Here is a 22364-nt window from a genome sequence, read left to right on the forward strand (position 1 = left end):
AAAGCGGAATGACGGTGATCGAAACGGTTGAGCAGTTAGAGGCCATCTACGGCGACACCAACGACGCCTCGATCGTGAAAGTCGCCGATCATGTGACCCCGCTCTACCGAATCTTCATCGAGAAGGCGCCGTTTGCGGCGCTTGCGACCATCGGGCCCGAGGGCATCGACTGCTCGCCGCGCGGCGATCTCCCCGGCTTCGTCCGCATTCATGATCCGAAGACGCTGATGCTGCCGGATCGCCGCGGCAACAACCGGGTCGATTCCCTGCGCAACATCGTCCGCGATCCGCGTGTGTCGCTGATGTTCCTGATCCCCGGCTCCGGCAACGCCGTCCGCGCCAACGGCCGCGCGCATCTCTCGGTCGATCCGGAGCTGCTGGCCTCGTTCAAGGTCGAGGGCAAAGCACCGCGTAGCGTGATGGTGATGAACGTCGAGGAAATCTATTTCCAGTGCGCCCGCGCCATCGTCCGCTCCGACCTCTGGAATCCCGACAAGCGCATCGATCCCAAGACGCTGCCGACGCCCGGCCAGATCCTCGCCGAGATGAGCCAGAACAAGGTCGGCGGCGCGGAATATGACCGCATCTGGCCGGAGCGCGCGGCGGCGACGATGTGGTGAGCGCCCGTTCTCTCTCGTCTCACTCGCCCCGCTCCCCTCAATTGAACGCCATGCCGCCGCTCAGCGCGATCGTCTGTCCGGTCATGTAGGCGTTGTCGACCAGCAGCATCACGGCCTTCGCGACCTCGTCCGCCGTGCCGAAACGGCCGAGCGGGATGCGGCTGACGAGTTGGGGCTGGCCGCTCATCATGTCGGTCTCGATCAGCGACGGAGCCACTGCATTGACGGTGATGCCTTCCTTCACCAGCCGCGCGGCATAGCCCCGCGTGAGACCCTCCATGCCGGCCTTGGAGGCGTTGTAGTGCGGGCCGATTGAGCCGGCGCCGCGCGCAGCACCCGATGAGATGTTGACGATGCGGCCCCATGTCTTCGCGCGCATCGCCGGCAGCACCGCCTGCGTGCACAGGAAGACGGATTTCAGGTTGACCAGAATGGTCTTGTCGAAATCGTCTTCGCTGAGATCGTCGACGCCGCGCGTAATCGCGATGCCGGCATTGTTGACGAGGATGTCGATCGGCCCGAGCTCGGTCGTCACGCGTTCGACCATCTTGGCGACTGGACCGCGCTCCGACACGTCGGCGGCAACGGCTATCGCCCTGCTGCCGGAATTGCGAATGTCGTCGGCCAATTGATTGGCTTGATCCAGCCGCTCGCGGCAATTGATCGCCACGGCGGCACCTGCGTCAGCCAGCGACTTGCAGACCGCAGCCCCAATCCCGCGTGAGCCGCCGGTCACGAGCGCCACGCGCCCTTTCAGACTGTCGGGCATCTCAAAATCCTTCCCTGTTGTTGCTCTCCTGCGCTCAACCCCGCAACGCTGCCAGCAATTCGTCGGGCCGCTCGGCCATGATCATGTGGCCGGCGCCCGGCACAACGACGGTTTTGGCGTGCGGGATCGCCGCCGCGAGCGTCCTGCCGGCCTTCGCCGGCGTCATCATGTCCTTCTCGCCGAGGATCAACGTTGTCGGCACCGTCACGCTCGCGGCCGCCTGAAGCGCATTCGCGTAGGCATTGCAGGCCGACAAATCCCTGAACAGCACGCCCGGCTCGCAAGACCTCAGCACGGCCTGTGCGCCGCCATGCATCCACAAGCCCGGCGCGAGACTGCCGCCGAGCTCGGCGTTGAAGCCGAGGCCCCAGATCGACACCATGTCGTTGGCATCCTGCGAGTTGACCTCGGCGGCCTTCAGCAGATCCGGGCCGACCGTCATCGTCGCGGCCGTGCCGATCAGGCTCAGCGCGGACACCTTGTCGGGATGCCGCGCCGCCGTCTCCAGCGAGATCAGCGATCCCATGGAGTGGCCGATCAGGTGGGCCTTCGCGACGCCAGCCGCCTCGAGCAATGCTGCGGTCCAGTCGGCCATCTCGGCGATGCTGGATAACGAAGGGCCGGCCGAGCGGCCGTGACCGGGCAGGTCGGGCGCGAGCACACCAAATCCGTGATGGGCGAACCAGCGCGTGTGCAGCGCCCAGGTCGAATGGTCGAAGCCGGCGCCATGGATGAAGACGACGGCGGGCAGGGACTTGTCGAACTCGCGGCCGCCGGTTGCGGCAAACACCTCGGCGCTGTTGACGGAGAGCTTCATCGTGTCAAACCTTCTGCGAGATGCGCAGCGCCTGCGCGAGATCGTCGATGATGTCGCTTGCCGTCTCGATGCCGACCGACAGCCGCACCAGCTCCTCGCCGATGCCGGCGGCCTTGAGCTGCTCGGCATCCATCTGCTGATGCGTGGTCGAGGCGGGGTGGATCACCAGCGTCTTGGCGTCGCCGACATTGGCGAGATGGCTGATCATGCGCAGCGATTCGATGAACTTGCGGCCGGCCGGCCGCCCGCCCTTGATGCCGAAGGAGACGATCGAGCCGGCGCCATGCGGCAGCAGCGTCTTTGCGAGCTGATAGTCCGGGTGGTTCTCCAGCGAGGGATGCAGCACCCAGTCGACGGCCTTGTTGGCCTTGAGCGCCTCCAGCACCAGATGCGTGTTCTGCATGTGGCGGTCCATGCGCACGCCGAGCGTCTCGACGCCCTGCAACAGCTGGAACGCGTTGGTCGGCGACAGGCAGGCGCCGAAATCGCGCAGGCCTTCGGTGCGCGCGCGCATGATGAAGGCCGCGGTGCCGAACTGCTCGTCGAAGACGATGCCGTGATAGCCGCCATAGGGCTCGGTCAGCACGCCGAACTTGCCGGACGCGCGCCAGTCGAACCGGCCGCCGTCGACGAGGGCGCCGCCGATCGCGATGCCGTGGCCGCCGATCCATTTCGTCGCCGAATGCATCACGATGTCGGCGCCGAGCTCGATCGGGCGGCTGAGATAGGGCGTGGCAAAAGTGTTGTCGATCAGCAGCGGAATTTTTGCGTCATGCGCGATTCCCGCAACCTTCGGAATGTCCAGCACCTCAAGCCCGGGATTGCCAATGGTCTCGCCGATCACGAGCCTTGTGTTCGGCCTGATCGCCTTCCGGAACGCGTCGAGATCGCGCGGCTTCACGAAGGTCGTCGTGATGCCGAAGCGCGGCAGAGTGTGCGCGAGCAGATTGATGGTGCCGCCATAGAGCGAGCTCGACGCCACGATGTGATCGCCGGCATTCAAGAGCGTGGCGATGGCCAGATGCAGCGCGGCCATGCCGCTCGCGGTGCAGATCGCGCCGACGCCGCCTTCGAGCGCGGCGAGACGTTCCTCCAGCACGCCGGTGGTCGGGTTGGAGATGCGCGTATAGATGTGGCCGGCGCGTTCCAGGTTGAACAGCGCGGCCGCATGGTCGGAATCCTGGAACACGTAGGACGTGGTCTGGTAGATCGGCACCGCGCGGGCGCCGGTCGCGGGATCCGGATGCTGGCCCGCATGCAGGCTCAGGGTTTCGAAAGCGGGCGGTTTTGGCGCGGGCATGCTTGGCCTCGTTAATTCTTTGGTAAGACCTTGGACCTTTGCCACAGATCGAGGGCGCGCGTCAGCCCGTTGACAGACGGATTCTGCGCCTTTCGGACCGGGCTCATGGCACTGGCCATGCGATGTAACTCAGTTCTTAACGAATTCGCTCTAATTAGGGCGTTCCCATCCTATGAAACCGTTCGCCTGATTCTCCTGCGCGGCGCCCAGCAACATCGACGAGGCAGAATGCCGGCTCTCAAGAACCTGTTTTCGCTGCGCTCGATCGGCGCCAAGCTCGCGATCATGACCGTGGTCGGCGCCGTCTGCATGGCGCTGGTCGCCTCCACGGCGCTGTGGACCGCCCGCAACCAGCTCGTCACCGAGCGCATCGAAAAGGCGCATGCCGCGGTCGATATCGTCTGGAACCTGGCCGATGGCTATTACAAGGCCTACAAGGCCGGCCAGATGACCGAGGAGGAGGCCAGGAAGCGCTTCCTCGAAGCCAACAATTATGTCTGGTACGAAGACCACGGCAACTACGCCTATATCTACGACTACGAGACCGGGCTGTGCGTCTCCAATCCCGGCATTCCGCAATTCGTCGGCAAGGACATGCGTCCGAACAAGGACGCCAACGGCATGCTGTTCGCGGTCGCGCTGATGGACATCGCGAAGAAGGGCCAGGGCACGTTGCGCTATGCGTTCCGCCGCAACGGCGCCGATGCCACGCCGCTCGACAAGGTCGCCTTCACGCGCGGCTTCGCGCCGTGGAATCTGATGATCGGCTCGGCCGAATACATGTCGGAGGTCGACAATTCGTTCTGGTCGATGGTGCAGACCGCCTCCGTCGTGATTGCGGTCTTGATGCTGATCTCGATCATGATCGCCTGGGCGGTCGGCCGCAGCGTGGTCAAGCCGCTCACCGGCCTGAAGGCGCGCATGGCCTCGCTCAGCGAAGGTCAGCTTGATGCGCCGGTCGCTTTTGCCGATCGTCGCGACGAGATCGGCGAGATGGCGCGCACCGTGCAGGTGTTCCGCGACGCCATGATCGAGACCAACCGCTTGCGTGAAGAGCAGGCCGTCACCGAGCAGCGCCAGGTCGAGGCGCGCAAGGTCGACATGAACCGGCTTGCCGATCAGTTCGAGCGCGAGGTCGGCGAGATCATCGAGCTTGTGTCGGTTGCTGCCGGCCAGCTCGAGACGTCGTCGACGACGCTGTCGAAGACCGCCGACACCGTCGCGCAGGTGTCCAACCGCGCCTCGACGGCTTCGGGCGAAGCTTCAGCCAACGTGCATTCTGTCGCCGCCGCGAGCGAAGAGCTGGCCTCCTCCATCGGCGAGATCTCTCGCCAGGTCGAGAGCTCGGCGCGGATCGCCGGCGAGGCCGTCAGCCAGGCGCAGAAGACCGACAGCCGCATCAGCGAGCTGTCGCAGGCCGCCAGCCGGATCGGCGACGTCGTCGATCTGATCCAGACCATTGCCGGCCAGACCAATCTGCTGGCGCTGAACGCGACCATCGAGGCCGCGCGCGCCGGCGAGGCCGGCCGCGGCTTTGCGGTCGTCGCCTCCGAGGTGAAGTCGCTCGCCGAGCAGACCGCCAAGGCCACCGACGAGATCAGCCAGCAGATCGCCGACATCCAGTCGGCGACGCGGGATTCCGTTGCTGCGATCAAGGAGATCGGGGCTACGATCGGGCGAATCTCGGAGATCTCGGCCGCGATCACCACCTCGGTCGAGCAGCAGGGCTCCGCCACGCAGGAGATCTCCCGCAACGTGCAGCGCGCCGCCGAAGGCACCTCGCAGGTCGAGACCAGCATCGCCGACGTCCGGCGCGGTGCGTCGGAGACCGGCGGCGCTTCCGCCCAGGTGCAGTCGGCCGCGCAGTCGCTCGCCGGCGAAAGCGCGCGCCTCAAGCGCGGTGTTGCGAGCTTCATGAACTCGATCAGGGCGGCGTAGAGCGGCGTCCAAGGTACGATGACTTTGGGTTAGACCGATCGCGCGGCACACTGGCTGCGACCTCTCCCGCTTGCGGGAGAGGTCGGCGCGAAGCGCCGGGTGAGGGCTCTCTCCTCTTGGGGGTTCTCGATTGCGGAGACACCCTCTCCCCAACCCTCCCCCGCAAGCGGGGGAGGGAGCTCACCTCCGCCGTTGCAGCAATCAGGCCCAGTCTCGTCATGCATCAGGACGCGACCGCTCTCACACCGCCCGCTGCGCCGCCAGCCTGTCCCGCACCCCGGCTGCGATCTCGAACGAGTGCAGCCGGGCGGTGTGGTCATAGATCTGGCCCGTGGTGATCAGCTCGTCCGCGGCGGTATCGGCGATGATCTCCTTCAGCCTCTGCTCGACGACCTCAGGCGAGCCGACCGCGGCGTACGCCAGCGCCTGCCCGACGCCGGCCTTTTCCGCCGGCGACCACAGCGCGTCCATGTCGTCGACCGGCGGCGGCAGCGGGCCGGGCGTGCCGCGGCGCAGATTGATGAACTGCTGCTGGAGCGAGGTGAACATGCGTCGCGCCTCGTCGTCGCTGTCGGCCGCGAACACGTTGACGGCGACCATCGCGTAAGGCTTGTCGAGCTGCACTGAGGGCTCGAACCGCGCGCGATATTCGCGCAGCGCCGGCATCAGCATCTGCGGCGCGAAATGCGAGGCGAAGGCGAAGGGCAGCCCGAGCATGGCCGCAAGCTGCGCGCCGAACATGCTGGAGCCGAGGATCCAGAGCGGCACTTTCAGCCCCATGCCGGGCACGGCGCGGATCGCCTGGTTCGGCTGCACGTCGCCGAGCAGCGCCTGCAATTCCAGCACGTCATGCGGAAAATTCTCGGCGGCGGTGGCGAGATCGCGCCGCATCGCCCGCGCGGTGAACTGGTCGGTGCCGGGCGCGCGCCCGAGCCCGAGATCGATCCGCCCGGGATAAAGCGATTCCAGCGTGCCGAACTGCTCGGCGATGACCAGCGGCGAATGGTTCGGCAGCATCACGCCGCCGGAGCCGACGCGGATGGTCTTGGTGCCGCCCGCGATATGCCCGATCACCACCGACGTCGCCGCACTCGCGATCCCCGTCATGTTGTGATGCTCGGCGAGCCAGAACCGCCTGAAACCCCATGTCTCGGCATGCCGGGCGAGATCGAGCGAATTGCGAAACGCCTGCGCGGCGTCGCTGCCCTGACGGATGGGCGCGAGGTCGAGCACGGAGAAGGGGATCATGCGAGAGGTCCGGATCGAGGGCGGGCCTCACATATAAGGGCCAGTCGCGCGAGCGCCAGCCGGGCTATTGCCGCGCGATGCTCTCGCCGCGCAGCGTCCCGCGCCTTCGCCGCATCCATAAGTCCGCCATGAGTTTCACGGTCGCGCCGAGCACCAGCACGCACAGCGCGGCCTTCGTCACCGTCTCCATCGTCCCCTCGATCAGCATGGCATGGACCACGCTTCCGACGACGATGACAACAGCGAGGGGGATGTGAACGATGCGCCACGTCCGCAACCGCAATCCCAACCGCCCGCGCAGTACGGCCAAAAGCGCGACCGCGAAGATCGCCCACATCGCGATCACGCCAAAGGGCGAAAACGGCGTCGGCGATGCGAAGGTCAGGGCGTCGATCATGTCGGGTGGGCTGGTGATCCAGAGGCCGGCGACATGGATCACGATCGCCAGAGCAAGCGCGCCGCCGATCCAGTGATGGACACGCCGGCCGCGATAGGCCGTCAGCGGCGCCAGATAGCCGCCGATCAGCAGGGGCTGAACCAGCACGAGACCCAGCGCGATCATCCCTGCAAATCCGGCCAGGATGTAGATCGGCCCGCGCCATTCAAGCTGCGGGCTCATCGCCGCGGCGGCCATCGGCACGCAGATGGCCAAGGCAAGGGCAACCCAGATCAGGGCCACCCGGGCCGATCTCCATTCGTTCGTGGGCAAATCGATCAGGCCTGCTGAAGGACGAAGTGCGCCTCGAGGCTGGTTTCCTTCGGGCTCCGCATGATCGGCCGCAGAAACACGGTTTTGAATTCACCGCTGTCATAGGCGAGGTGGCCGTGCGGCTGGCCGAAGATCGGAATGATCTGCGGCATCTCGAGCCGGAACGCGCCGTCCTTGTCGGTCAGCGTGGCGCCATGGCTCTGCGGCTCGTGCTCCTGGCCTTCGACCGTATGCGCCCAGATCTGGATGCGCTGTCCGGCCAGCGGAGCCCCGTCGCCGGCGCGGCGCACGGTGCCGCTCATCCAGAAGCCGCCCTTGCCGATCCGCTCCACGATCGGCGCGCCCTTGCGATAGTTGTTGGCGCCGCCCGACATCGTCTCGGTCGGGGCGAGGCCGTCCGCGCGCGCGGGCAACAACAGCCCGGAGGCGCCCATTGCGAAAACTCCGGTTGCAAGGACCGAGCCGCCAGCGGCGAGGAGGGTGCGGCGATTGAGGACGATCGGGGTCATGTCGGTTCCTCCAGGCGATCGTGCGATTGCCGTCAGGGTACAACAACAGCGGTGAAACGCCCATGGAGGCAAGGCGTGCGATACGCCGCAATAACAGCGTTGTGAACAGTGTTCCCGGGCGCTCGATCGGCGCCGAACCGGCTGGCTGCGTCGGCTTTGATCCCATCCCGGCGAAGGCTATACAGAGCATCCGACCACTCTGGAGACCCCCATGCGCATCGTCGACGTCCGCGAGATCACCAAGCCGATCGCATCTCCGATCCGCAACGCCTATATCGACTTCTCGAAGATGACGGCGAGCCTCGTCGCCGTCGTCACCGACGTCGAGCGCGACGGCCGGCGCGTGGTCGGCTACGGCTTCAACTCCAACGGCCGCTACGGCCAGGGCGGGCTGATCCGCGAGCGTTTCCGCAATCGCATTCTCGAGGCCGATCGCAACCGCGTCCTCAACGAGGCCGGCGACAATCTCGATCCGCACAAGCTGTGGGCCGCGATGATGAGCAACGAGAAGCCAGGCGGCCACGGCGAGCGCTCGGTTGCGGTCGGAACGCTCGACATGGCGATCTGGGACGCCACCGCCAAGATCGCAGGCAAGCCGCTGTTCCGGCTGCTTGCCGAGCAGAAGGGGCTTAAAGCCAACCCGCGCGTGTTCGTCTACGCCGCCGGCGGCTATTACTATCCGGGCAAGGACAACAGTGCGTTGCGCGCCGAGATGCGCGGCTATCTCGATCGCGGCTACAACGTCGTCAAGATGAAGATCGGCGGTGCACCAATCGACGAGGACCAGCGCCGCATCGAATCGGTGCTGGCCGAGATCGGCTCGGAGGCGCAGCTCGCCGTCGACGCCAACGGCCGCTTCGATCTCGAGACCGGCATCGCCTACGCCAAGATGCTGCGGCAATATCCGTTGTTCTGGTACGAGGAGGTCGGCGATCCCCTCGACTACGCGCTTCAGGCCGCGCTCTCCGAGTTCTATCCCGGGCCGATGGCGACCGGCGAGAACCTGTTCTCGCATCAGGATGCGCGCAACCTGCTGCGCTACGGCGGCATGCGGCCGGACCGCGACTGGCTGCAGTTCGACTGCGCGCTGTCCTACGGCCTGGTCGAATATCTGCGCACCCTCGACGTGCTCGATCAATTCGGCTGGTCGCCGTCGCGCTGCGTCCCGCATGGCGGCCACCAGATGTCGCTCAACATCGCGGCCGGCCTCGGTCTCGGCGGCAACGAAAGCTATCCCGACCTGTTCCAGCCCTATGGCGGCTTTCCCGATGGCGTCAAGGTCGAAGCCGGCCACATCGTCATGCCCGAGCTCCCCGGCATCGGTTTCGAGGGCAAGTCGGACCTGATCAAGGTGATGCGCGAGTTGGCGGCGTAGGGACCGCGCCCGTAGGATGGCTAGAGCCCTTGCGAAACCCATCATGCTTCGTCACCGAGCAAGGCCTTGATGGGTTTCGCTTCGCTCTACCCATCCTACGAGCCACGAGCTGAACCTGTCCTGCAGGCCGATTGCCGCTGATGGCTGCGGGGAATATGCTTGCAGCATGCCTGTCAGCGCCCCCGATCTGAAAGCGTTCCTGCTGGCGACGCCATTCTTCGGCGGCCTGCCGGACGCTGGCCTCGACCTGCTGATGTCGATGCTGGTCGAGCGCCGCTTCGACGCCGGCGCCACCGTCGTGGCGGAGGGCGAGCCGGGACGCTCGTTGTTCATCGTCAAATCCGGCCAGCTCGCGGTGAGCAAGCTGGCGGAGACAGGGGGCGTCGTCCCCATCGCCAGCCTGAGACCGGGCGATTTCTTCGGCGAGATGACGCTGATCGAAATGCAGAACCGCTCAGCCACCGTGATCGCCGAGCAGCCGACGCTGCTCTACGAGCTGACGGCGCAAAAGCTCTACGCCTGCTACAAGGCCGACATCCACGCCTATGTGATCGTCCTGCAAAACATCAATCGCGAGCTGTGCCGAAGGCTGCGTCGGGCGGATGATCGGTTTACGGGGCACCAGATGGGGGATGACGATTGACGATGTGTAGGATGGGTAGAGCCCTTGCGAAACCCATCATTCTGCGTCTCCGCACGAGCCCTTGATGGGTTTCGCTTCGCTCTACCCATCCTACGGAGTTACCTGATCCATCGCACTCACCGCTCGCGGAGCAGGATGCTCGCAAGCTCCGCGATGTTGCGCGCACCCAGTTTTCGCATGATGTTCGCACGATGAAAATCCACCGTTCGCGGGCTGATCGCAAGCGCGCGCCCAGCCTCCTTGCTGGAAAATCCCTTAAGCAATTGGACCAGGATAATCCGCTCACGGTCGGTCAGGCTTTCGGCCCGTGACCTCGAAAGCGTCGTGTTGCCCGAGCATAGCTCCCTTGTCTCGTTACCTTCCGGAGATCCGATCTCAGTGAGAATCTCCCATCTTCCGTTGCGCATGCTGACTGAAAGATGATGCGTACGGGTAACATCGAGAATATCCGCTGCTCGGCTCGCCTGTAGCGAATAGGTACAGAGCACCATCATCTTTCGGCCATGCAGCGTGCGATGAAGCGCGCATTCATAGTCGTTGAACGCATTCCACATGGCGCTCTCGCACCAGAACGCATTCCCGCTCACGCGCAGTCCTGCTAGGCCCCTGGCGAGGGCCTGATCGAGCTTATGATGCCAGCTTTCAATGATGCGCTGCGGACTGAATGTATCTCCTTTCAAATACCATTCGTATCCAGGGATCAGTTCAAGCCGACCGTCGCGCACATGCTCGTCGAAACCGGGTATGCTCGCGCGGAGATGTGTCACCGCCGTAGTGGAAGTGATTGGGTCCGACAGCGCCCAGGTACAGAGCTCGTTGTCAGCCAAGCCCATACGGAGATACCTGACGTGGACGTCCAGCAAGTCTTGCAGCGTCTCGTAGAAGAGGGAGAAATGTGTGCCCCAAGGACGGTCACCGATCACGTTGATTCCGGTCCGGCGCAAACAAGAAGGAGTCGGTCCGGAAGGACGAGCAGTGGCCATCGACGAATAGTCTCCACGAAAGGACATATATGGCGTTCCCGCATAATCCCGCCTTCGCACCGATGTCCAGCGATCGAAGGTCACCTTTTGGTTAATTGACTTTCGCCGAAGTTGCGAGAAAGTCGCGTGGCTTCAGCACTAAAGGCCACGTTCAACGGACGTCCGCGTCGCTGTCCCCTGGAAGTGCTGAAGTGCCAGCAATGAAGATGTCGATCGCACCGTCGTACACATCAGCGTAGGAAAAGGCTGTCAGGAACGAATTCAACACTTCATGTAGAACGAAGCCGCGTACGAGACTTTTGAGCGTACATAGCGCTGTATTTGCGGCCTTGCCGTGGATGCGACACTCCGCGAGCAGATTGAGCATGAAGTCGTCGAGGCGCGCATGCGCTTCATTCCATTCCCGGCAATCGGTCGCGGGTGTGCGAAGGGCCGCTGCCGCAAGAACTGGGCGCTCGATCGCAAACTCCCGCATTGCGTAAGCGACCGATCTGAGCGCCTGGTGAGAGGTTTTACCGCGGCGCGCTGAATGCAATCGATCGAGGAGTCCTCGGTAAGCTTTCAGCGCGAGAAACTTCCGCATCTCTCTAACCGAACGCCTTTCGCCGGTATAAGCCTCAAGTTCAGCGATCAGTTCGTCAGCGAGCCTCCTGTCCCATGAATTCGATACTATCTCTTCGACCGAGTACCCCTCCTGAGAGGATGTTGTTCCGTCGGTCTCAGCCCGAGACTCCATTTGTACCGCTAAGAGCTTATCGGGAGAGCGACTTTGCAGGCTCATCATCTCGCTCCAGGTCATATGACTGCGCGTCCAACACAAAGCTTGGTTTCTTCCGCTGATATTCGACTTCAATTTCCTCGCCGCTCCTCCAAACTCGCTTGCATCGGCGAAAGACCGGGTTCACCGCCGACGTGAACAATAGAAAAAACTCGTCGAGTTCATCGGTCGACCGGACCCGAAGCCGTGCTCCACTGTCCCAGACTGCAACGACAACACAGTTATCTGACCAGATGCCATCGATGGACGCCCATTTTGCGGAAAGCGGAGGATCGAACTTTACGCGTTTCGGCTCCGTCCGAAGCGCCGGAAAACCGATGGTCTGCGGTTGGTCACAGCTGCCCTTTTTGGTTCGAACAAGAGATGCCTTGCGGCTTTGCGGCTGAACCTGAACGTCGGTCGCACTCAGTGTCTTCATTGCTGTCAGTTCGAACGCCCGATCATCTGTCGAGATTCCCATGACGGCGCATCTTTGTGTTTGCGGGGTACCCGACGCCTTAATACGTAGGCCACGCATGTCTGCCTACTGGTAGAGTTGCGAGGAGCACGCTCATTGCCGCCACATCCGCAAAGCCGGCTTCTGGCCCTTAGCGGAACCTATGGCGGCAGTTGGCCTGACTTCGGCTTGTGTCATCTTCCAGACAGGGGGCGACAACGTCGTTCTTAATGATTGCTACGAATTGCGGACCGGAATGGATCTGTTTCGCAACGCCCTCCCGATCCTTAATCACCGACCCGGACCACCCGTCGGGCAAAACACCCGCGTCCCGCCAAACCCCGTCAACCCTCCGCCGCAAAAATATTCTACTTTACCGAAATTCGGATTTGCGGCACTATCGCGCCATCCCGACCCGGGGAGAGGGGCGATCGTACGTCGTCACGAACGTGGGTCGGGGTGCGGTGGACGTGGCTGCGCCGGGCATGCGAAGGCGGGACCAGGGCGAGATGAACCTCGTGAGGTCTCCGTCAGCGTGCGGAACGGACGGCGCCAATACCCTGCGAAGCCCTTCGGGGTGAAGCAGGGCGAAGTCGCGTACGGCGAAAACGTGTGGTCCTGGCCGTCGTTGCTACGGTCAAGCCTTGCGGAGATGGATCGGGGCTCAACCGGGTCGCGGTGCGTCGTCAATTCGCAAGGTGACGGTGACAAGAGGGAACTCGTCGCCGGGGAGAGCGTGCATAAGCCGTCAACCCATCGCGCAGGGAAGGCCGGGTGTTTTCCGGCCCACCTGTTGTCCGCCTGCGCATTTGCGTGTGCAAATTCTTCGCGCAGCGGGTCATGGGTGCCAGCCGGCACCCGGTCTTCCCTGCGCCCTCTTCACGGAAGAGGGCGAAAGAGGAGAGCAAAACTCGGGCGTATCGAGCCGCGAGAATGCCGATTTGTGCGCGATTGAACCCAGAGAATGGTGCTGCCAGACAGGATTGAACTGTCGACCTCTCCATTACCAATGGAGTGCTCTACCACTGAGCTACGGCAGCATGTGCTGGAGAATCGGGCGCCACGAGGGGCCTACCAACCGGGCCGATATCTGCCACAAGCCCCCCTCCTGTGCAAGCTTGCTGGCCCCGCCAAAACCAGAAAATCGGGTCGATATCGCGGCCAAAATGCCTGTTTTGGCGCGAAGCAGCCGACTTTCCGCCGATTTGGGTTCCGATATGCCCCGGCCAACTGGCCAGTTGGCCGCACCATTGGAGTTGGCCCATTTTGGTTTCGCCCGATCGGATCAGATGCGCCTCTTGAGCTGCCGCATTCGCTAGGCATGTTAGCGCGGTTCGCTGTATGGACCCGTGATGGCTGACGACAACGACAAGAGCGCGAAGCAGGTGAGGGCGTCCCGCGACGACCGGCTGAAATCGGCGCTGCGTGAAAATTTGAAGCGGCGCAAGGTGCAGGCGCGCGAACGCGCCGCAACCAGTGACCCCTCGCAGAACGACGATGGTTCCCTAGATGAGGGGACCGCAGGGAAGACGGACTAAGGACACCTCTCCCGTAGGGAGAGGTCGGATCGCATCGAAAGATGCGATCCGGGTGAGGGGTTACGGTGTCACTGGGTGCCGCGGCCCCTCACCCGGATTGCTCTGGACGATGCTCCGCATCGCCAGGAGCAATTCGACCTCTCCCCGCTGGGGGGAGGTGCACCTGGGCCGGCGACTGGAATTTTTTGGAGTGCTTGGACGTGGCAATGGCGCAGGACGGACCGGAACGAGCTGAAAGAGATGCGATGATGTCGCGGTTCACGCGCCCCGAGCAGACGTTTCCGACGCTGACATCCGCCGAGATCGAGCGGATGCGGAATTTCGGTGAGCTGCGCAGCTATCAGCATGGCGAGCTGCTGTTCGAGACCGGCAAGCCGGGGCCTGGCATGTTCGTCGTGCTGAAGGGCACGGTCGCCATCACCCAGCGCGACGGGCTCGGCCATGTCACGCCGCTGATCGACCAGGGGCCGGGGCAGTTTCTGGCCGAGCTGAGCCAGCTGTCCGGCCGTCCCGCGCTGGTCGACGGCCGCGCCGCGGGCGAGGTCGAGACGCTGCTGTTGCCGCCGGAGCGCCTGCGCGCGCTGCTGGTCGCCGAAGCCGAGCTCGGCGAGCGCATCATGCGCGCGCTGATCCTGCGCCGGGTCAATCTGCTCCAGGCCGGTGTCGGCGGCATCGTGCTGATCGGTCCCTCGCATTCGGCCGGCGTGGTGCGGTTGCAGGGCTTTCTCACCCGCAACGGCCAGCCGCATCATCTGCTCGATCCCGAGCGCGATCGCGACGCCGCCGAGGTCATCGCGCGCTATTCGCCGAAGCCTGAGGACTTGCCGCTGGTCGTCGCGGCGAGCGGAGCGGTGTTGCGCAATCCCGGCGAGACCGAGCTTGCGCGCGCGATCGGCATGATCGGCGGCCCGCGCAATGATCGCATCTACGACGTCGCGATCGTCGGCTGCGGACCGGCCGGGCTTGCGACCGCCGTCTATGCCGCGTCCGAAGGTCTGTCGGTTGCCGTCGTCGACACCCGCGCCTTCGGCGGCCAGGCCGGCGCCAGTGCCCGGATCGAGAACTATCTCGGCTTCCCGACCGGCATTTCCGGCCAGGCGCTGACCGCGCGCGCCTTCAACCAGGCACAAAAATTCGGCGCCGACATCATGATCCCGGTGACGGTGAGCTCGCTCGACTGCACGCGCAGGGATGGCGCGTTCGCGGTCGCGCTCGATGGCAGCGATCCCTTGCGCTCGCGCGCGGTGGTGGTCGCCAGCGGCGCGCGCTATCGCCGGCCGGAGATCGAGAACCTCGAAAAATTCGAAGGCCGCGGCGTCTGGTACTGGGCCTCGCCGGTCGAGGCGAAGCTGTGCTCGGGCGAGGAGGTGGCGCTGGTCGGCGCCGGCAATTCGGCGGGGCAGGCCGCGGTGTTTCTGTCGGGACATGCGAAGAAGGTGCTGATGATCATCCGCGGCGGCGGGCTGGGCGCCAGCATGTCGCGCTATCTCATTGAGCGCATCGAGGCGACGCCGAACATCGAATTGATGTTCAACACCGAGATCACCGCGCTCGAGGGCGACGAGGCGTCGCTGCTGCGGCGGATCCGCTGGAAGAGCCGGCTGTCGACCGATGAGGATAGTGCCGACATCAAAAATCTCTTTCTGTTCGTCGGCGCCGATCCCGCCACCGGCTGGCTCGACGGCTGCGGCGTGACGCTCGATCGCGGCGGCTTCGTCGTCACCGGTGCGCAGTCCGAGCAGAACCAGGGCCGGCTGGTGGCGCCGCTCGAGACCTCGGTGCCCGGCGTCTACGCCGTCGGCGACGTCCGCTCTGGCTCGGTCAAGCGCGTCGGCGGCGCCATCGGCGAAGGCGCGCAGGTCGTGGCCTCCCTGCACGGCTATCTCGGCGACGCCGCAAAACCGGCGCTTTAGTCAAGGACAAGACAAGTAAATGGCAAGCCGATTATGGCTTGCCATTGTGCCGTGTCCCACGGACTATCCCCTCGTCGCGAGGCCAATCGCGCGCGGAAGAACAAAGATTCACATGGGAGGACTCAATGGCCGAACTCGTCGTGCTCTACAAGACGCCCAAAGACGCTGCCGCCTTCGACAAGCATTATGCCGAGACCCACATTCCGCTCGCCAAGAAACTTCCCGGCCTGAAGAAATACGCCGTCAGCACAGGGACGGTCGGCTCGCCCGCCGGGCCATCAGGTGTTCACCTCGTCGCCATTCTCTCCTTCGACAGCGTGGGCGACATCCAGAAGGCATTCGGCAGCGAGGCGGGCAAGGCGGCCGCAGGCGACGTGCCGAAATTTGCCAGCGGCGGTGCCGACATGCTGATCTTCGACACCAAGGACGTGTGATTCAACTTTGGTCGAAAACCTGCTGTCGTTTGCGACAGTGATGCAAAAAATTCAGCCATGCGTTTGTCGATTCGCACGATGACGCATGGCTTGGCGCGCAAGCGTGATGCCGGCGCATGTAGCAATCCAATGAGGACCGTAATACTAATCTTTCGATCTCAATGCAGAGAGTAGGAGAGATGCCATGGTTCTCGGGATGAGCCTGCCCGTCTTCACGCTGGTCCATGTCATCATCAGCCTGATCGGCATCGTCGCCGGCCTCGTCGTGATGTTCGGCCTGCTCGGCTCGAAGCCGATGCCGGGCCTCACCGCGATCTTCCTGCTGTTCACGATCCTGACCAATGCGACGGGCTTCCTGTTTCCGTTCAAGGAGCTGCTGCCCTCCTACATCATCGCCGCCATCTCGCTGGTGCTGCTCGCAATCGCCTGCATCGCGCTCTACGGCATGAAGCTCAAAGGCGTCTGGCGCCCCGTCTATGTCGTGACCGCGATGATCTCGCTCTATTTCAACGTCTTCGTGCTGATCATCCAGTCGTTCCTGAAGGTGCCGGCGCTCGCCGCGCTCGCACCGGCCGTGCCGCCAGCGCCGCCGTCGGGCCCGGTGTTCGCCGTGGTGCAGGGCCTCGTGCTGGTGTTTTTCGTGATCGTCACGATCGGCGCCTGGCGCCGCTACAGGCCGATGGCGTTTGCCTGAACGTTTCTGACTGAAGGAGTGCCCCAATGCCCACCATCACCACCAAGGACGGCGTCGAGATTTTTTACAAGGATTGGGGCTCGGGTCAGCCGATCGTGTTCAGCCATGGCTGGCCGCTGTCGGCCGACGACTGGGACGCGCAGATGATTTTCTTCGTCACCCGCGGCTATCGCGTCATCGCCCATGACCGCCGCGGCCATGGCCGCTCGAGCCAGGTCGCTGATGGTCACGACATGGATCATTATGCCGACGACCTCGCGGCGGTGACCGCGCATCTCGATCTGAAGAACGCCATCCATGTCGGCCATTCCACCGGCGGCGGCGAGGTCGTGCATTACATCGCGCGCCATGGCGAGAGCCGGGTGGCGAAGGCCGCGATCCTGTCCGCAGTGCCGCCGCTGATGGTGCAGACCCCGGCCAATCCCGGCGGCCTGCCGAAGAGCGTATTCGACGGCCTGCAGGCTGCGCTTGCCGCCAGCCGTACGGATTTTTACCGCGATCTCCCTGCCGGCCCGTTCTACGGCTACAACCGCCCCGGCGCAAAACCGTCGGAAGCGGTGATCCAGAACTGGTGGCGCCAGGGCATGATGGGCGGCGCGAAAGCGCATTACGACGGCATCGTCGCGTTCTCGCAGACCGACTTCACCGAGGATCTGAAGAAGATCAACGTGCCCGTGCTCGTCATGCATGGCGACGACGACCAGATCGTGCCCTATGCCGATTCCGCGCCGCTGTCGGCCAAGCTTTTGAAGAAGGGCACGTTGAAGACCTACAAGGGCTTTCCGCACGGCATGCCGACGACGCATGCCGAAACCATCAACGCCGACCTGCTGGCGTTCTTCAAAGAGTAACTCACTTCAAGATCGCCCTGATCGCGTCGAACGTCCGCTTCACGAAAGCCTCCGGCTTTTCCCGCGGGCCTTCGCTCATCCAGCTCTCGCCGCCGACGCGCATCGCGCCGGTGGCGATCATGGCGACGAGGCGCGCCTTGAGCCGCTCCGACTTGCGGCCGGAACGCTGCGCAAGCCCGTCCGCCAGCGCGCGCTCGAGCTTTTCGTATTTGAGCTGGTCGCGGGCGTGAAGCGCGGGATTGTCGCGCTTGAGCCGCGACATCGCTGCCGCCTCCACCGGGTCGATCCGCTTGACCGCTGTGGCGATCGCATTCTCCGCCGCCGTCAGCATGGATTCGTCGGCGGGTCTTGCCAGGATCGCGGCGACCAGCGCTGCTGCTGCATCCTCCTGCCAGGCGACGACGACGTCCTCCTTGGACGCGAAGTAGTGGAAGAAGCTGCGGCGCGACATCTCGGCAGCGCCCGCGATGTCGTCGATGGTCGTGGCCTCGAAGCCGCGCTCCAGGAACAGCGCGATCGCCGCCCGCTTCAGCCGCTCGCGGGTCTGCTGCTGCTTGCGCTCGCGCAGGCCGGTTGCCGCCGGCGATTTCTCCTCCGCGGGCAAAGGCTTGGCGCGTTTCCCGGTCTGCTTTGAAGCCTTCAAATTACTTCACCACTTGCAAATTTGCACCAAGTGCACATTTAGACCCGTCGCGGGCCTTTTCCACCCCTGACAGCCCTGGAGTTATGGCATGACCGACTGGACCACGGCAGATATCCCCTCGCTCAGCGGCAAGACTGCCGTCGTCACCGGGGCCACCGGCGGCCTCGGCTACGAAACGGCCCTGGCGCTGGCGGGCGCCGGAGCCATCGTCATACTCACCGGGCGCAACGACGCAAAGGGCCTGCGGGCGATCGAGGGCATTTGCCGACGGTTTCCCAACGCGTTGATCGCCTATGAGCATCTCGACCTCTCGAGCCTGTCGTCGGTCGCGGACTTCGCCGGGCGTTTCGCCGCCGGCAACGAGCAGCTCGATCTCCTCATCAACAATGCCGGCGTGATGGCGCTGCCGAAGCGGCAGCAGACGGAGGATGGTTTCGAGATGCAGCTGGGCACCAATTATATCGGCCATTATGCCCTCACGGCCCGCCTGTTGCCGCAGCTTCGCCGCGCCAGGGCTGCGCGCGTCGTCAATCTCTCCAGCCTCGCGCACCGCTCCGGCGCGATCAATTTCGACGATCTCCAGAGCAGGCGGTCCTATCGGCCCTGGCGCGCCTATTGCCAGTCCAAGCTCGCGATGCTGATGTTTTCGCTGGAATTGCAGCGCCGCAGCCTTGTTTCCGGCTGGGGCCTGATGAGCGTCGGCGCGCATCCCGGCTACGCGCGGACGGATCTCATTCCGAACGGTCCCGGCACCAGCACCTTCTCATGGCGGGTCGGCCAACTGCTTCAGCCCTTGATCAGCCAGTCCGCCACCGAAGGCGCGCTGCCGACGCTGTACGCCGCGACGTCTCCCGCCGCGGAGCCCGGCGGCTATTATGGTCCGAACGGGTTCTACGAATTGAAGGGACCGCCAGCGCCGGTGCGGATCATGCCGCAGGCCAAGGATTTCGCCTCGTCAGCGATGCTGTGGGATGTCTCGGCTACGCTGACCGGTGTATCCTTCGACGAGATCGCGGCCGCGGCGTGAGCCACGACATCGTTGGGGACGTCACGATGCAAGTCATCATCTTCGGCGCGACCGGCATGGTCGGGCAGGGTGTGTTGCGCGAGTGCCTGATCGATCCCGGCATCGCGCGCGTGCTGGTGGTCGGACGCAGCCCGACCGGCGTGCGCAACGCCAAGCTCACCGAGATCATCCATAACGATTTCACCGATTATTCGGCGATCGAGTCTCAGCTGACAGGCTTCGACGCCTGCTTTTTCTGTCTCGGCGTCTCCTCGATCGGCCTGAGCGAGGAGCGCTACCGCCATCTCACCTACGATATCACGCTCGCGGCCGCGACGACGCTTTCGCGGCTCAATCCGCAGATGACCTTCATTTATGTGACCGGCGCCGGCACCGATTCCACCGAGCAGGGCTCGCGAATGTGGGCGCGGGTCAAGGGCAAGACCGAGAACGACCTGCTCAAGCTGCCGTTCAGGGCGGCCTATATGTTCCGGCCGGGCGCGATCCAGCCGCTGCACGGCGCGCGCTCCAAGACCGCCTGGGTGCAGGCGGTCTATGATTTGAGCGGGCCGCTGTGGTCCGTGCTGCGCCGGATCTCGCCGCGGCTCGTCACCTCGACCGAGCAGATTGGGCGCGGCATGATCCGGGTCGCCCGCGAGGGCTATCCGCGGAAAGTGCTGGAGATGAAGGATATCAATAGCCTCTGATTCGCTCTCTGGTTAGCCTTGCGGATATTTTGGCACGTCCGCGCGTTGTGCCGCATCGGCATCGCAGGAGAACAGCCGGCAATGTCTCCCCAGCTCAAACTGATCGCGCTCGACGCCGACGATCTCGCTGTCATCTCGACTCATGTGCAGGATGCCCGGGTCCAGACCACCGACATTGTCTGGCGGCAGGGCGAGAAACGCCTGGTGGTCGGCATGAGCCGGCTGGACTGGGAACAGACGCTCGCCGGCGAAGCCGAGCCGCGCCGGCTGGTGTCGGCCCTTCGTTTCGACCGCGTGCTCGCCTGCAAGTCGCGCAACATCGATCTTGCCGCGTCCGAGGCGGTCCTGGACCTCGTCGGCATCGAGTTTCACCCCCAGGACGGCCGCGATGAGGAGCCCGGCGGTAGTGCGCTCCTGTTGTTTGCCCAGGGCGGCGCCATCCGCCTCGATGTCGAATGCCTCGAATGCGAGCTGACCGATCTCGGGGCAGATGAGCTCGGGATGGGGCTGGGGGTCGAGGGGAGGGATGAGCGGTATACCAGCAGCAAGCAGGATTGAAGCAAGGGTTGACGGCGGGGGGCCGCCGCGCCATTGAGCAGGGGGCCTTGTGACGCCGATCCGCCCCCAAAGACCAGCCAAAAGATCATCGCAACATGCCCGTTCGTCTCGACCGCAGCAGCGCCGATTTTGACCAGCGATTCGCGGCCTTCCTCGCCGCAAAGCGCGAGGTCTCGGCCGACGTCGAGGCCGCCGCGCGCGCCATCATCGACGATGTGGCCAAGCGCGGCGATGCCGCCCTGCTCGAGGCCACGGCAAAGTTCGACCGGCTGAAGCTCGATGCATCCGGCCTGCGCGTCACTGCCGCGGAGATCGACGCCGCAGTGAAGGCCTGCGATGCCGCGACGCTGGACGCATTGAAGCTCGCGCGCGACCGGATCGAGATCTACCACGCCCGTCAGTTGCCGAAGGACGAGCGCTTCACCGACCCGCTCGGCGTCGAGCTCGGCTGGCGCTACACGGCGATCGAATCCGCAGGCCTCTATGTTCCCGGCGGCACTGCGGCCTATCCGTCCTCGGTGCTGATGAATGCGGTGCCGGCAAAAGTCGCCGGCGTCGCGCGCCTCGTGATGGTGGTGCCCTCGCCCGACGGCAAGCTCAATCCGCTGGTGCTCGCGGCAGCTCACCTTGGCGGCGTCACCGAAATCTATCGCGTCGGCGGCGCGCAGGCCGTGGCCGCGCTCGCGCACGGCACCGCGACGATCGCGCCGGTCGCAAAGATCGTCGGTCCCGGCAACGCCTATGTCGCTGCCGCGAAGCGGCTGGTGTTCGGCAAGGTCGGCATCGACATGATTGCCGGCCCCTCCGAGGTGCTGGTCATCGCCGACGACACCGGCAACGCCGACTGGATCGCCGCCGATCTGTTGGCGCAGGCCGAGCACGATGCCAGCGCGCAGTCGATCCTGATCACGGACTCGGCGCGCCTTGCGGCCGATGTCGAAAAGGCCGTCGCGGCGCAGCTGAAGACGCTGCCGCGCACCGCAATCGCCAGCGCCTCCTGGGCTGATTTCGGCGCGATCATCATGGTGAAGAATCTCGCCGAGACGATCCCGCTCGCGGACGCGATCGCCGCCGAGCATCTCGAGATCATGACTGATGATCCCGACGCGCTCGCCGCAAAGATCCGCAACGCCGGCGCGGTATTCCTCGGGCCTCATACGCCGGAAGCGATCGGCGATTATGTCGGCGGCTCCAACCACGTGCTGCCGACGGCGCGCTCGGCGCGGTTCTCCTCGGGGCTCGGGGTCGCAGATTTCATGAAGCGCACCTCGATCCTGAAATGCGGCCCGGATCAGCTGCGCGCGCTGGGCCCGGCCGCGATGACGCTCGGCAAGGCGGAGGGGCTGGACGCTCATTCGCGCTCGATTGGATTGCGCCTCAATCTGTCATGACAAAGCCGCCCGAACAGGACGACTCGACCAATCGCATCGTCGCGGTCACGCTCGACGAGGACTCGATCGGCCGGTCCGGGCCCGACATCGAGCATGAGCGTGCGATCGCGATCTACGACCTGATCGAGCAGAATCTGTTCGCGCCCGACGGCGCCGACGGCCAGGGGCCGTTCACGCTGCATATCGGCATCACCGGCAGCCGGCTGATGTTCGACATCCGCCGCGAGGACGGCACGCCCGTGGTCGCGCATCTGTTGTCGCTGACGCCGTTCCGGCGGATCGTGAAGGACTATTTCATGATCTGCGACAGCTACTACCAGGCGATCCGCACCGCGACGCCGGACAAGATCGAGGCCATCGACATGGGCCGCCGCGGCATCCATGACGAGGGCTCGCGCACGCTGCAAGAGCGGCTGAAGGGCAAGGTACGGGTCGATTTCGAGACCTCGCGCCGACTGTTCACGCTCATCACCGTCCTGCACTGGAAGGGCTAGGGCATGGCCC

General features: G+C 64.5%; 24 protein-coding genes and 1 tRNA gene. 14 read left to right on the forward strand and 11 right to left on the reverse strand.

Translation table 11 applies throughout. The annotated features are described in order from the left end of the window. Positions 1-8 precede the first annotated feature (8 nt). Complete coding sequence (locus tag IC761_RS04445) at positions 9-620, forward strand: pyridoxamine 5'-phosphate oxidase family protein (protein ID WP_195802087.1); 612 nt, start codon at positions 9-11, stop codon at positions 618-620. A 37-nt stretch (positions 621-657) separates the two neighbouring features. On the opposite strand, the gene IC761_RS04450 is transcribed toward IC761_RS04445, so the two are convergent. The 3 genes from IC761_RS04450 to IC761_RS04460 are packed head-to-tail and all read right to left on the reverse strand — an operon-like array spanning position 658 to position 3506. Beyond that, positions 658-1389, reverse strand: coding sequence for an SDR family NAD(P)-dependent oxidoreductase (locus IC761_RS04450; RefSeq protein WP_195802088.1), 732 nt, complete (start codon positions 1387-1389; stop codon positions 658-660). 34 nt (positions 1390-1423) lie between these two features. Beyond that, the gene (locus IC761_RS04455) at positions 1424-2206 is read right to left on the reverse strand and encodes an alpha/beta fold hydrolase (RefSeq protein ID WP_195802089.1); all 783 of its coding nucleotides are present in this window, start codon (positions 2204-2206) and stop codon (positions 1424-1426) included. Between the two features lie 4 nt (positions 2207-2210). Then, positions 2211-3506 carry an O-acetylhomoserine aminocarboxypropyltransferase gene (locus IC761_RS04460; RefSeq protein WP_195802090.1) on the reverse strand — a complete coding sequence of 432 codons (1296 nt, stop codon included), beginning with the start codon at positions 3504-3506 and terminating at the stop codon, positions 2211-2213. 228 nt (positions 3507-3734) lie between these two features. Between IC761_RS04460 and IC761_RS04465 the strand changes: the two genes are divergently transcribed. Then, a complete protein-coding gene (locus IC761_RS04465) occupies positions 3735-5444 on the forward strand; it encodes a methyl-accepting chemotaxis protein (protein WP_195802091.1) in 1710 nt (569 codons plus the stop codon). A gap of 240 nt (positions 5445-5684) precedes the next feature. On the opposite strand, the gene IC761_RS04470 is transcribed toward IC761_RS04465, so the two are convergent. From IC761_RS04470 to IC761_RS04480, 3 genes are all read right to left on the reverse strand, one after another. Next, positions 5685-6692, reverse strand: a complete 1008-nt coding sequence (locus tag IC761_RS04470) for an LLM class flavin-dependent oxidoreductase (RefSeq protein ID WP_195802092.1) — start codon at positions 6690-6692, stop codon at positions 5685-5687. A gap of 64 nt (positions 6693-6756) precedes the next feature. Next, positions 6757-7326, reverse strand: coding sequence for a ferric reductase-like transmembrane domain-containing protein (locus IC761_RS04475; protein WP_195804545.1), 570 nt, complete (start codon positions 7324-7326; stop codon positions 6757-6759). Positions 7327-7406: 80 nt separating this feature from the next. Then, positions 7407-7910, reverse strand: coding sequence for a peptidase associated/transthyretin-like domain-containing protein (locus tag IC761_RS04480; RefSeq protein WP_195802093.1), 504 nt, complete (start codon positions 7908-7910; stop codon positions 7407-7409). 211 nt (positions 7911-8121) lie between these two features. Between IC761_RS04480 and IC761_RS04485 the strand changes: the two genes are divergently transcribed. Together IC761_RS04485 and IC761_RS04490 are read left to right on the forward strand one after the other, a co-directional pair. Then, positions 8122-9285 (forward strand): mandelate racemase/muconate lactonizing enzyme family protein, encoded by a 1164-nt coding sequence (locus IC761_RS04485; protein ID WP_195802094.1) that lies wholly within the window; start codon positions 8122-8124, stop codon positions 9283-9285. A 166-nt stretch (positions 9286-9451) separates the two neighbouring features. Beyond that, positions 9452-9928 (forward strand): Crp/Fnr family transcriptional regulator, encoded by a 477-nt coding sequence (locus IC761_RS04490; RefSeq protein ID WP_195802095.1) that lies wholly within the window; start codon positions 9452-9454, stop codon positions 9926-9928. A gap of 116 nt (positions 9929-10044) precedes the next feature. On the opposite strand, the gene IC761_RS35790 is transcribed toward IC761_RS04490, so the two are convergent. The 4 genes from IC761_RS35790 to IC761_RS04510 all read right to left on the reverse strand — a co-directional run bounded on the left by IC761_RS35790 (position 10045) and on the right by IC761_RS04510 (position 13165). Further along, positions 10045-10911, reverse strand: a complete 867-nt coding sequence (locus IC761_RS35790; protein WP_246791432.1) for an MEDS domain-containing protein — start codon at positions 10909-10911, stop codon at positions 10045-10047. A gap of 151 nt (positions 10912-11062) precedes the next feature. After that, on the reverse strand, positions 11063-11695 hold the full coding sequence (locus tag IC761_RS04500; protein WP_246791433.1) for a WHG domain-containing protein: 633 nt from the start codon (positions 11693-11695) through the stop codon (positions 11063-11065). Continuing rightward, positions 11664-12149, reverse strand: coding sequence for a hypothetical protein (locus IC761_RS04505; RefSeq protein WP_195802096.1), 486 nt, complete (start codon positions 12147-12149; stop codon positions 11664-11666). Before IC761_RS04505 ends, IC761_RS04500 begins: the two co-directional genes overlap by 32 nt. A 941-nt stretch (positions 12150-13090) precedes the next feature. Continuing rightward, positions 13091-13165, reverse strand: a tRNA-Thr gene (locus IC761_RS04510). Positions 13166-13477: 312 nt separating this feature from the next. On the opposite strand from IC761_RS04510, the gene IC761_RS04515 reads away from it, so the two are divergent. The 5 genes from IC761_RS04515 (at position 13478) to IC761_RS04535 (ending at position 17555) form a co-directional block, all read left to right on the forward strand. Continuing rightward, entirely contained in the window at positions 13478-13663 is a 186-nt protein-coding gene (locus IC761_RS04515; RefSeq protein WP_195802097.1) for a hypothetical protein, read from the forward strand. Positions 13664-13869: 206 nt separating this feature from the next. Further along, positions 13870-15576 (forward strand): FAD-dependent oxidoreductase, encoded by a 1707-nt coding sequence (locus IC761_RS04520; RefSeq protein ID WP_195802098.1) that lies wholly within the window; start codon positions 13870-13872, stop codon positions 15574-15576. Between the two features lie 125 nt (positions 15577-15701). After that, positions 15702-16010, forward strand: coding sequence for an EthD family reductase (locus IC761_RS04525; RefSeq protein WP_195802099.1), 309 nt, complete (start codon positions 15702-15704; stop codon positions 16008-16010). A 184-nt stretch (positions 16011-16194) separates the two neighbouring features. After that, positions 16195-16704 (forward strand): hypothetical protein, encoded by a 510-nt coding sequence (locus IC761_RS04530; RefSeq protein ID WP_195802100.1) that lies wholly within the window; start codon positions 16195-16197, stop codon positions 16702-16704. 26 nt (positions 16705-16730) lie between these two features. Further along, positions 16731-17555, forward strand: a complete 825-nt coding sequence (locus IC761_RS04535; protein WP_195802101.1) for an alpha/beta fold hydrolase — start codon at positions 16731-16733, stop codon at positions 17553-17555. 1 nt (position 17556) lies between these two features. On the opposite strand, the gene IC761_RS04540 is transcribed toward IC761_RS04535, so the two are convergent. Further along, a complete protein-coding gene (locus IC761_RS04540; RefSeq protein WP_195802102.1) occupies positions 17557-18198 on the reverse strand; it encodes a TetR/AcrR family transcriptional regulator in 642 nt (213 codons plus the stop codon). An 88-nt stretch (positions 18199-18286) separates the two neighbouring features. Between IC761_RS04540 and IC761_RS04545 the strand changes: the two genes are divergently transcribed. The 5 genes from IC761_RS04545 (at position 18287) to IC761_RS04565 (ending at position 22354) form a co-directional block, all read left to right on the forward strand. Continuing rightward, a complete protein-coding gene (locus IC761_RS04545) occupies positions 18287-19225 on the forward strand; it encodes an SDR family oxidoreductase (protein WP_195802103.1) in 939 nt (312 codons plus the stop codon). Positions 19226-19251: 26 nt separating this feature from the next. Beyond that, complete coding sequence (locus IC761_RS04550; RefSeq protein ID WP_195802104.1) at positions 19252-19911, forward strand: NAD(P)H-binding protein; 660 nt, start codon at positions 19252-19254, stop codon at positions 19909-19911. Positions 19912-19992: 81 nt separating this feature from the next. Further along, positions 19993-20469, forward strand: a complete 477-nt coding sequence (locus tag IC761_RS04555) for a DUF2948 family protein (RefSeq protein ID WP_195802105.1) — start codon at positions 19993-19995, stop codon at positions 20467-20469. A gap of 95 nt (positions 20470-20564) precedes the next feature. Then, entirely contained in the window at positions 20565-21860 is a 1296-nt protein-coding gene (gene hisD, locus IC761_RS04560) for a histidinol dehydrogenase (RefSeq protein WP_195802106.1), read from the forward strand. Beyond that, positions 21857-22354, forward strand: coding sequence for a UPF0262 family protein (locus tag IC761_RS04565; protein ID WP_195802107.1), 498 nt, complete (start codon positions 21857-21859; stop codon positions 22352-22354). The genes hisD and IC761_RS04565 overlap by 4 nt, the downstream gene beginning before the upstream one ends. Positions 22355-22364: the final 10 nt, after the last annotated feature.

The organism is Bradyrhizobium commune (genome assembly GCF_015624505.1).
Classification (GTDB): Bacteria; Pseudomonadota; Alphaproteobacteria; order Rhizobiales; family Xanthobacteraceae; genus Bradyrhizobium; species Bradyrhizobium commune.

What these genes read in the sequence shown, in the direction of transcription:
- IC761_RS04445 (WP_195802087.1), top strand. Translation starts at nt 9, where the DNA reads ATGACGGTGATCGAAACGGTTGAGCAGTTAGAGGCCATCTACGGCGAC.
- IC761_RS04450 (WP_195802088.1), bottom strand. Translation starts at nt 1,389, where the DNA reads ATGCCCGACAGTCTGAAAGGGCGCGTGGCGCTCGTGACCGGCGGCTCA.
- IC761_RS04455 (WP_195802089.1), bottom strand. Translation starts at nt 2,206, where the DNA reads ATGAAGCTCTCCGTCAACAGCGCCGAGGTGTTTGCCGCAACCGGCGGC.
- IC761_RS04460 (WP_195802090.1), bottom strand. Translation starts at nt 3,506, where the DNA reads ATGCCCGCGCCAAAACCGCCCGCTTTCGAAACCCTGAGCCTGCATGCG.
- IC761_RS04465 (WP_195802091.1), top strand. Translation starts at nt 3,735, where the DNA reads ATGCCGGCTCTCAAGAACCTGTTTTCGCTGCGCTCGATCGGCGCCAAG.
- IC761_RS04470 (WP_195802092.1), bottom strand. Translation starts at nt 6,692, where the DNA reads ATGATCCCCTTCTCCGTGCTCGACCTCGCGCCCATCCGTCAGGGCAGC.
- IC761_RS04475 (WP_195804545.1), bottom strand. Translation starts at nt 7,326, where the DNA reads ATGGCCGCCGCGGCGATGAGCCCGCAGCTTGAATGGCGCGGGCCGATC.
- IC761_RS04480 (WP_195802093.1), bottom strand. Translation starts at nt 7,910, where the DNA reads ATGACCCCGATCGTCCTCAATCGCCGCACCCTCCTCGCCGCTGGCGGC.
- IC761_RS04485 (WP_195802094.1), top strand. Translation starts at nt 8,122, where the DNA reads ATGCGCATCGTCGACGTCCGCGAGATCACCAAGCCGATCGCATCTCCG.
- IC761_RS04490 (WP_195802095.1), top strand. Translation starts at nt 9,452, where the DNA reads ATGCCTGTCAGCGCCCCCGATCTGAAAGCGTTCCTGCTGGCGACGCCA.
- IC761_RS35790 (WP_246791432.1), bottom strand. Translation starts at nt 10,911, where the DNA reads ATGGCCACTGCTCGTCCTTCCGGACCGACTCCTTCTTGTTTGCGCCGG.
- IC761_RS04500 (WP_246791433.1), bottom strand. Translation starts at nt 11,695, where the DNA reads ATGATGAGCCTGCAAAGTCGCTCTCCCGATAAGCTCTTAGCGGTACAA.
- IC761_RS04505 (WP_195802096.1), bottom strand. Translation starts at nt 12,149, where the DNA reads ATGGGAATCTCGACAGATGATCGGGCGTTCGAACTGACAGCAATGAAG.
- IC761_RS04515 (WP_195802097.1), top strand. Translation starts at nt 13,478, where the DNA reads ATGGCTGACGACAACGACAAGAGCGCGAAGCAGGTGAGGGCGTCCCGC.
- IC761_RS04520 (WP_195802098.1), top strand. Translation starts at nt 13,870, where the DNA reads ATGGCGCAGGACGGACCGGAACGAGCTGAAAGAGATGCGATGATGTCG.
- IC761_RS04525 (WP_195802099.1), top strand. Translation starts at nt 15,702, where the DNA reads ATGGCCGAACTCGTCGTGCTCTACAAGACGCCCAAAGACGCTGCCGCC.
- IC761_RS04530 (WP_195802100.1), top strand. Translation starts at nt 16,195, where the DNA reads ATGGTTCTCGGGATGAGCCTGCCCGTCTTCACGCTGGTCCATGTCATC.
- IC761_RS04535 (WP_195802101.1), top strand. Translation starts at nt 16,731, where the DNA reads ATGCCCACCATCACCACCAAGGACGGCGTCGAGATTTTTTACAAGGAT.
- IC761_RS04545 (WP_195802103.1), top strand. Translation starts at nt 18,287, where the DNA reads ATGACCGACTGGACCACGGCAGATATCCCCTCGCTCAGCGGCAAGACT.
- IC761_RS04550 (WP_195802104.1), top strand. Translation starts at nt 19,252, where the DNA reads ATGCAAGTCATCATCTTCGGCGCGACCGGCATGGTCGGGCAGGGTGTG.
- IC761_RS04555 (WP_195802105.1), top strand. Translation starts at nt 19,993, where the DNA reads ATGTCTCCCCAGCTCAAACTGATCGCGCTCGACGCCGACGATCTCGCT.
- hisD (WP_195802106.1), top strand. Translation starts at nt 20,565, where the DNA reads ATGCCCGTTCGTCTCGACCGCAGCAGCGCCGATTTTGACCAGCGATTC.
- IC761_RS04565 (WP_195802107.1), top strand. Translation starts at nt 21,857, where the DNA reads ATGACAAAGCCGCCCGAACAGGACGACTCGACCAATCGCATCGTCGCG.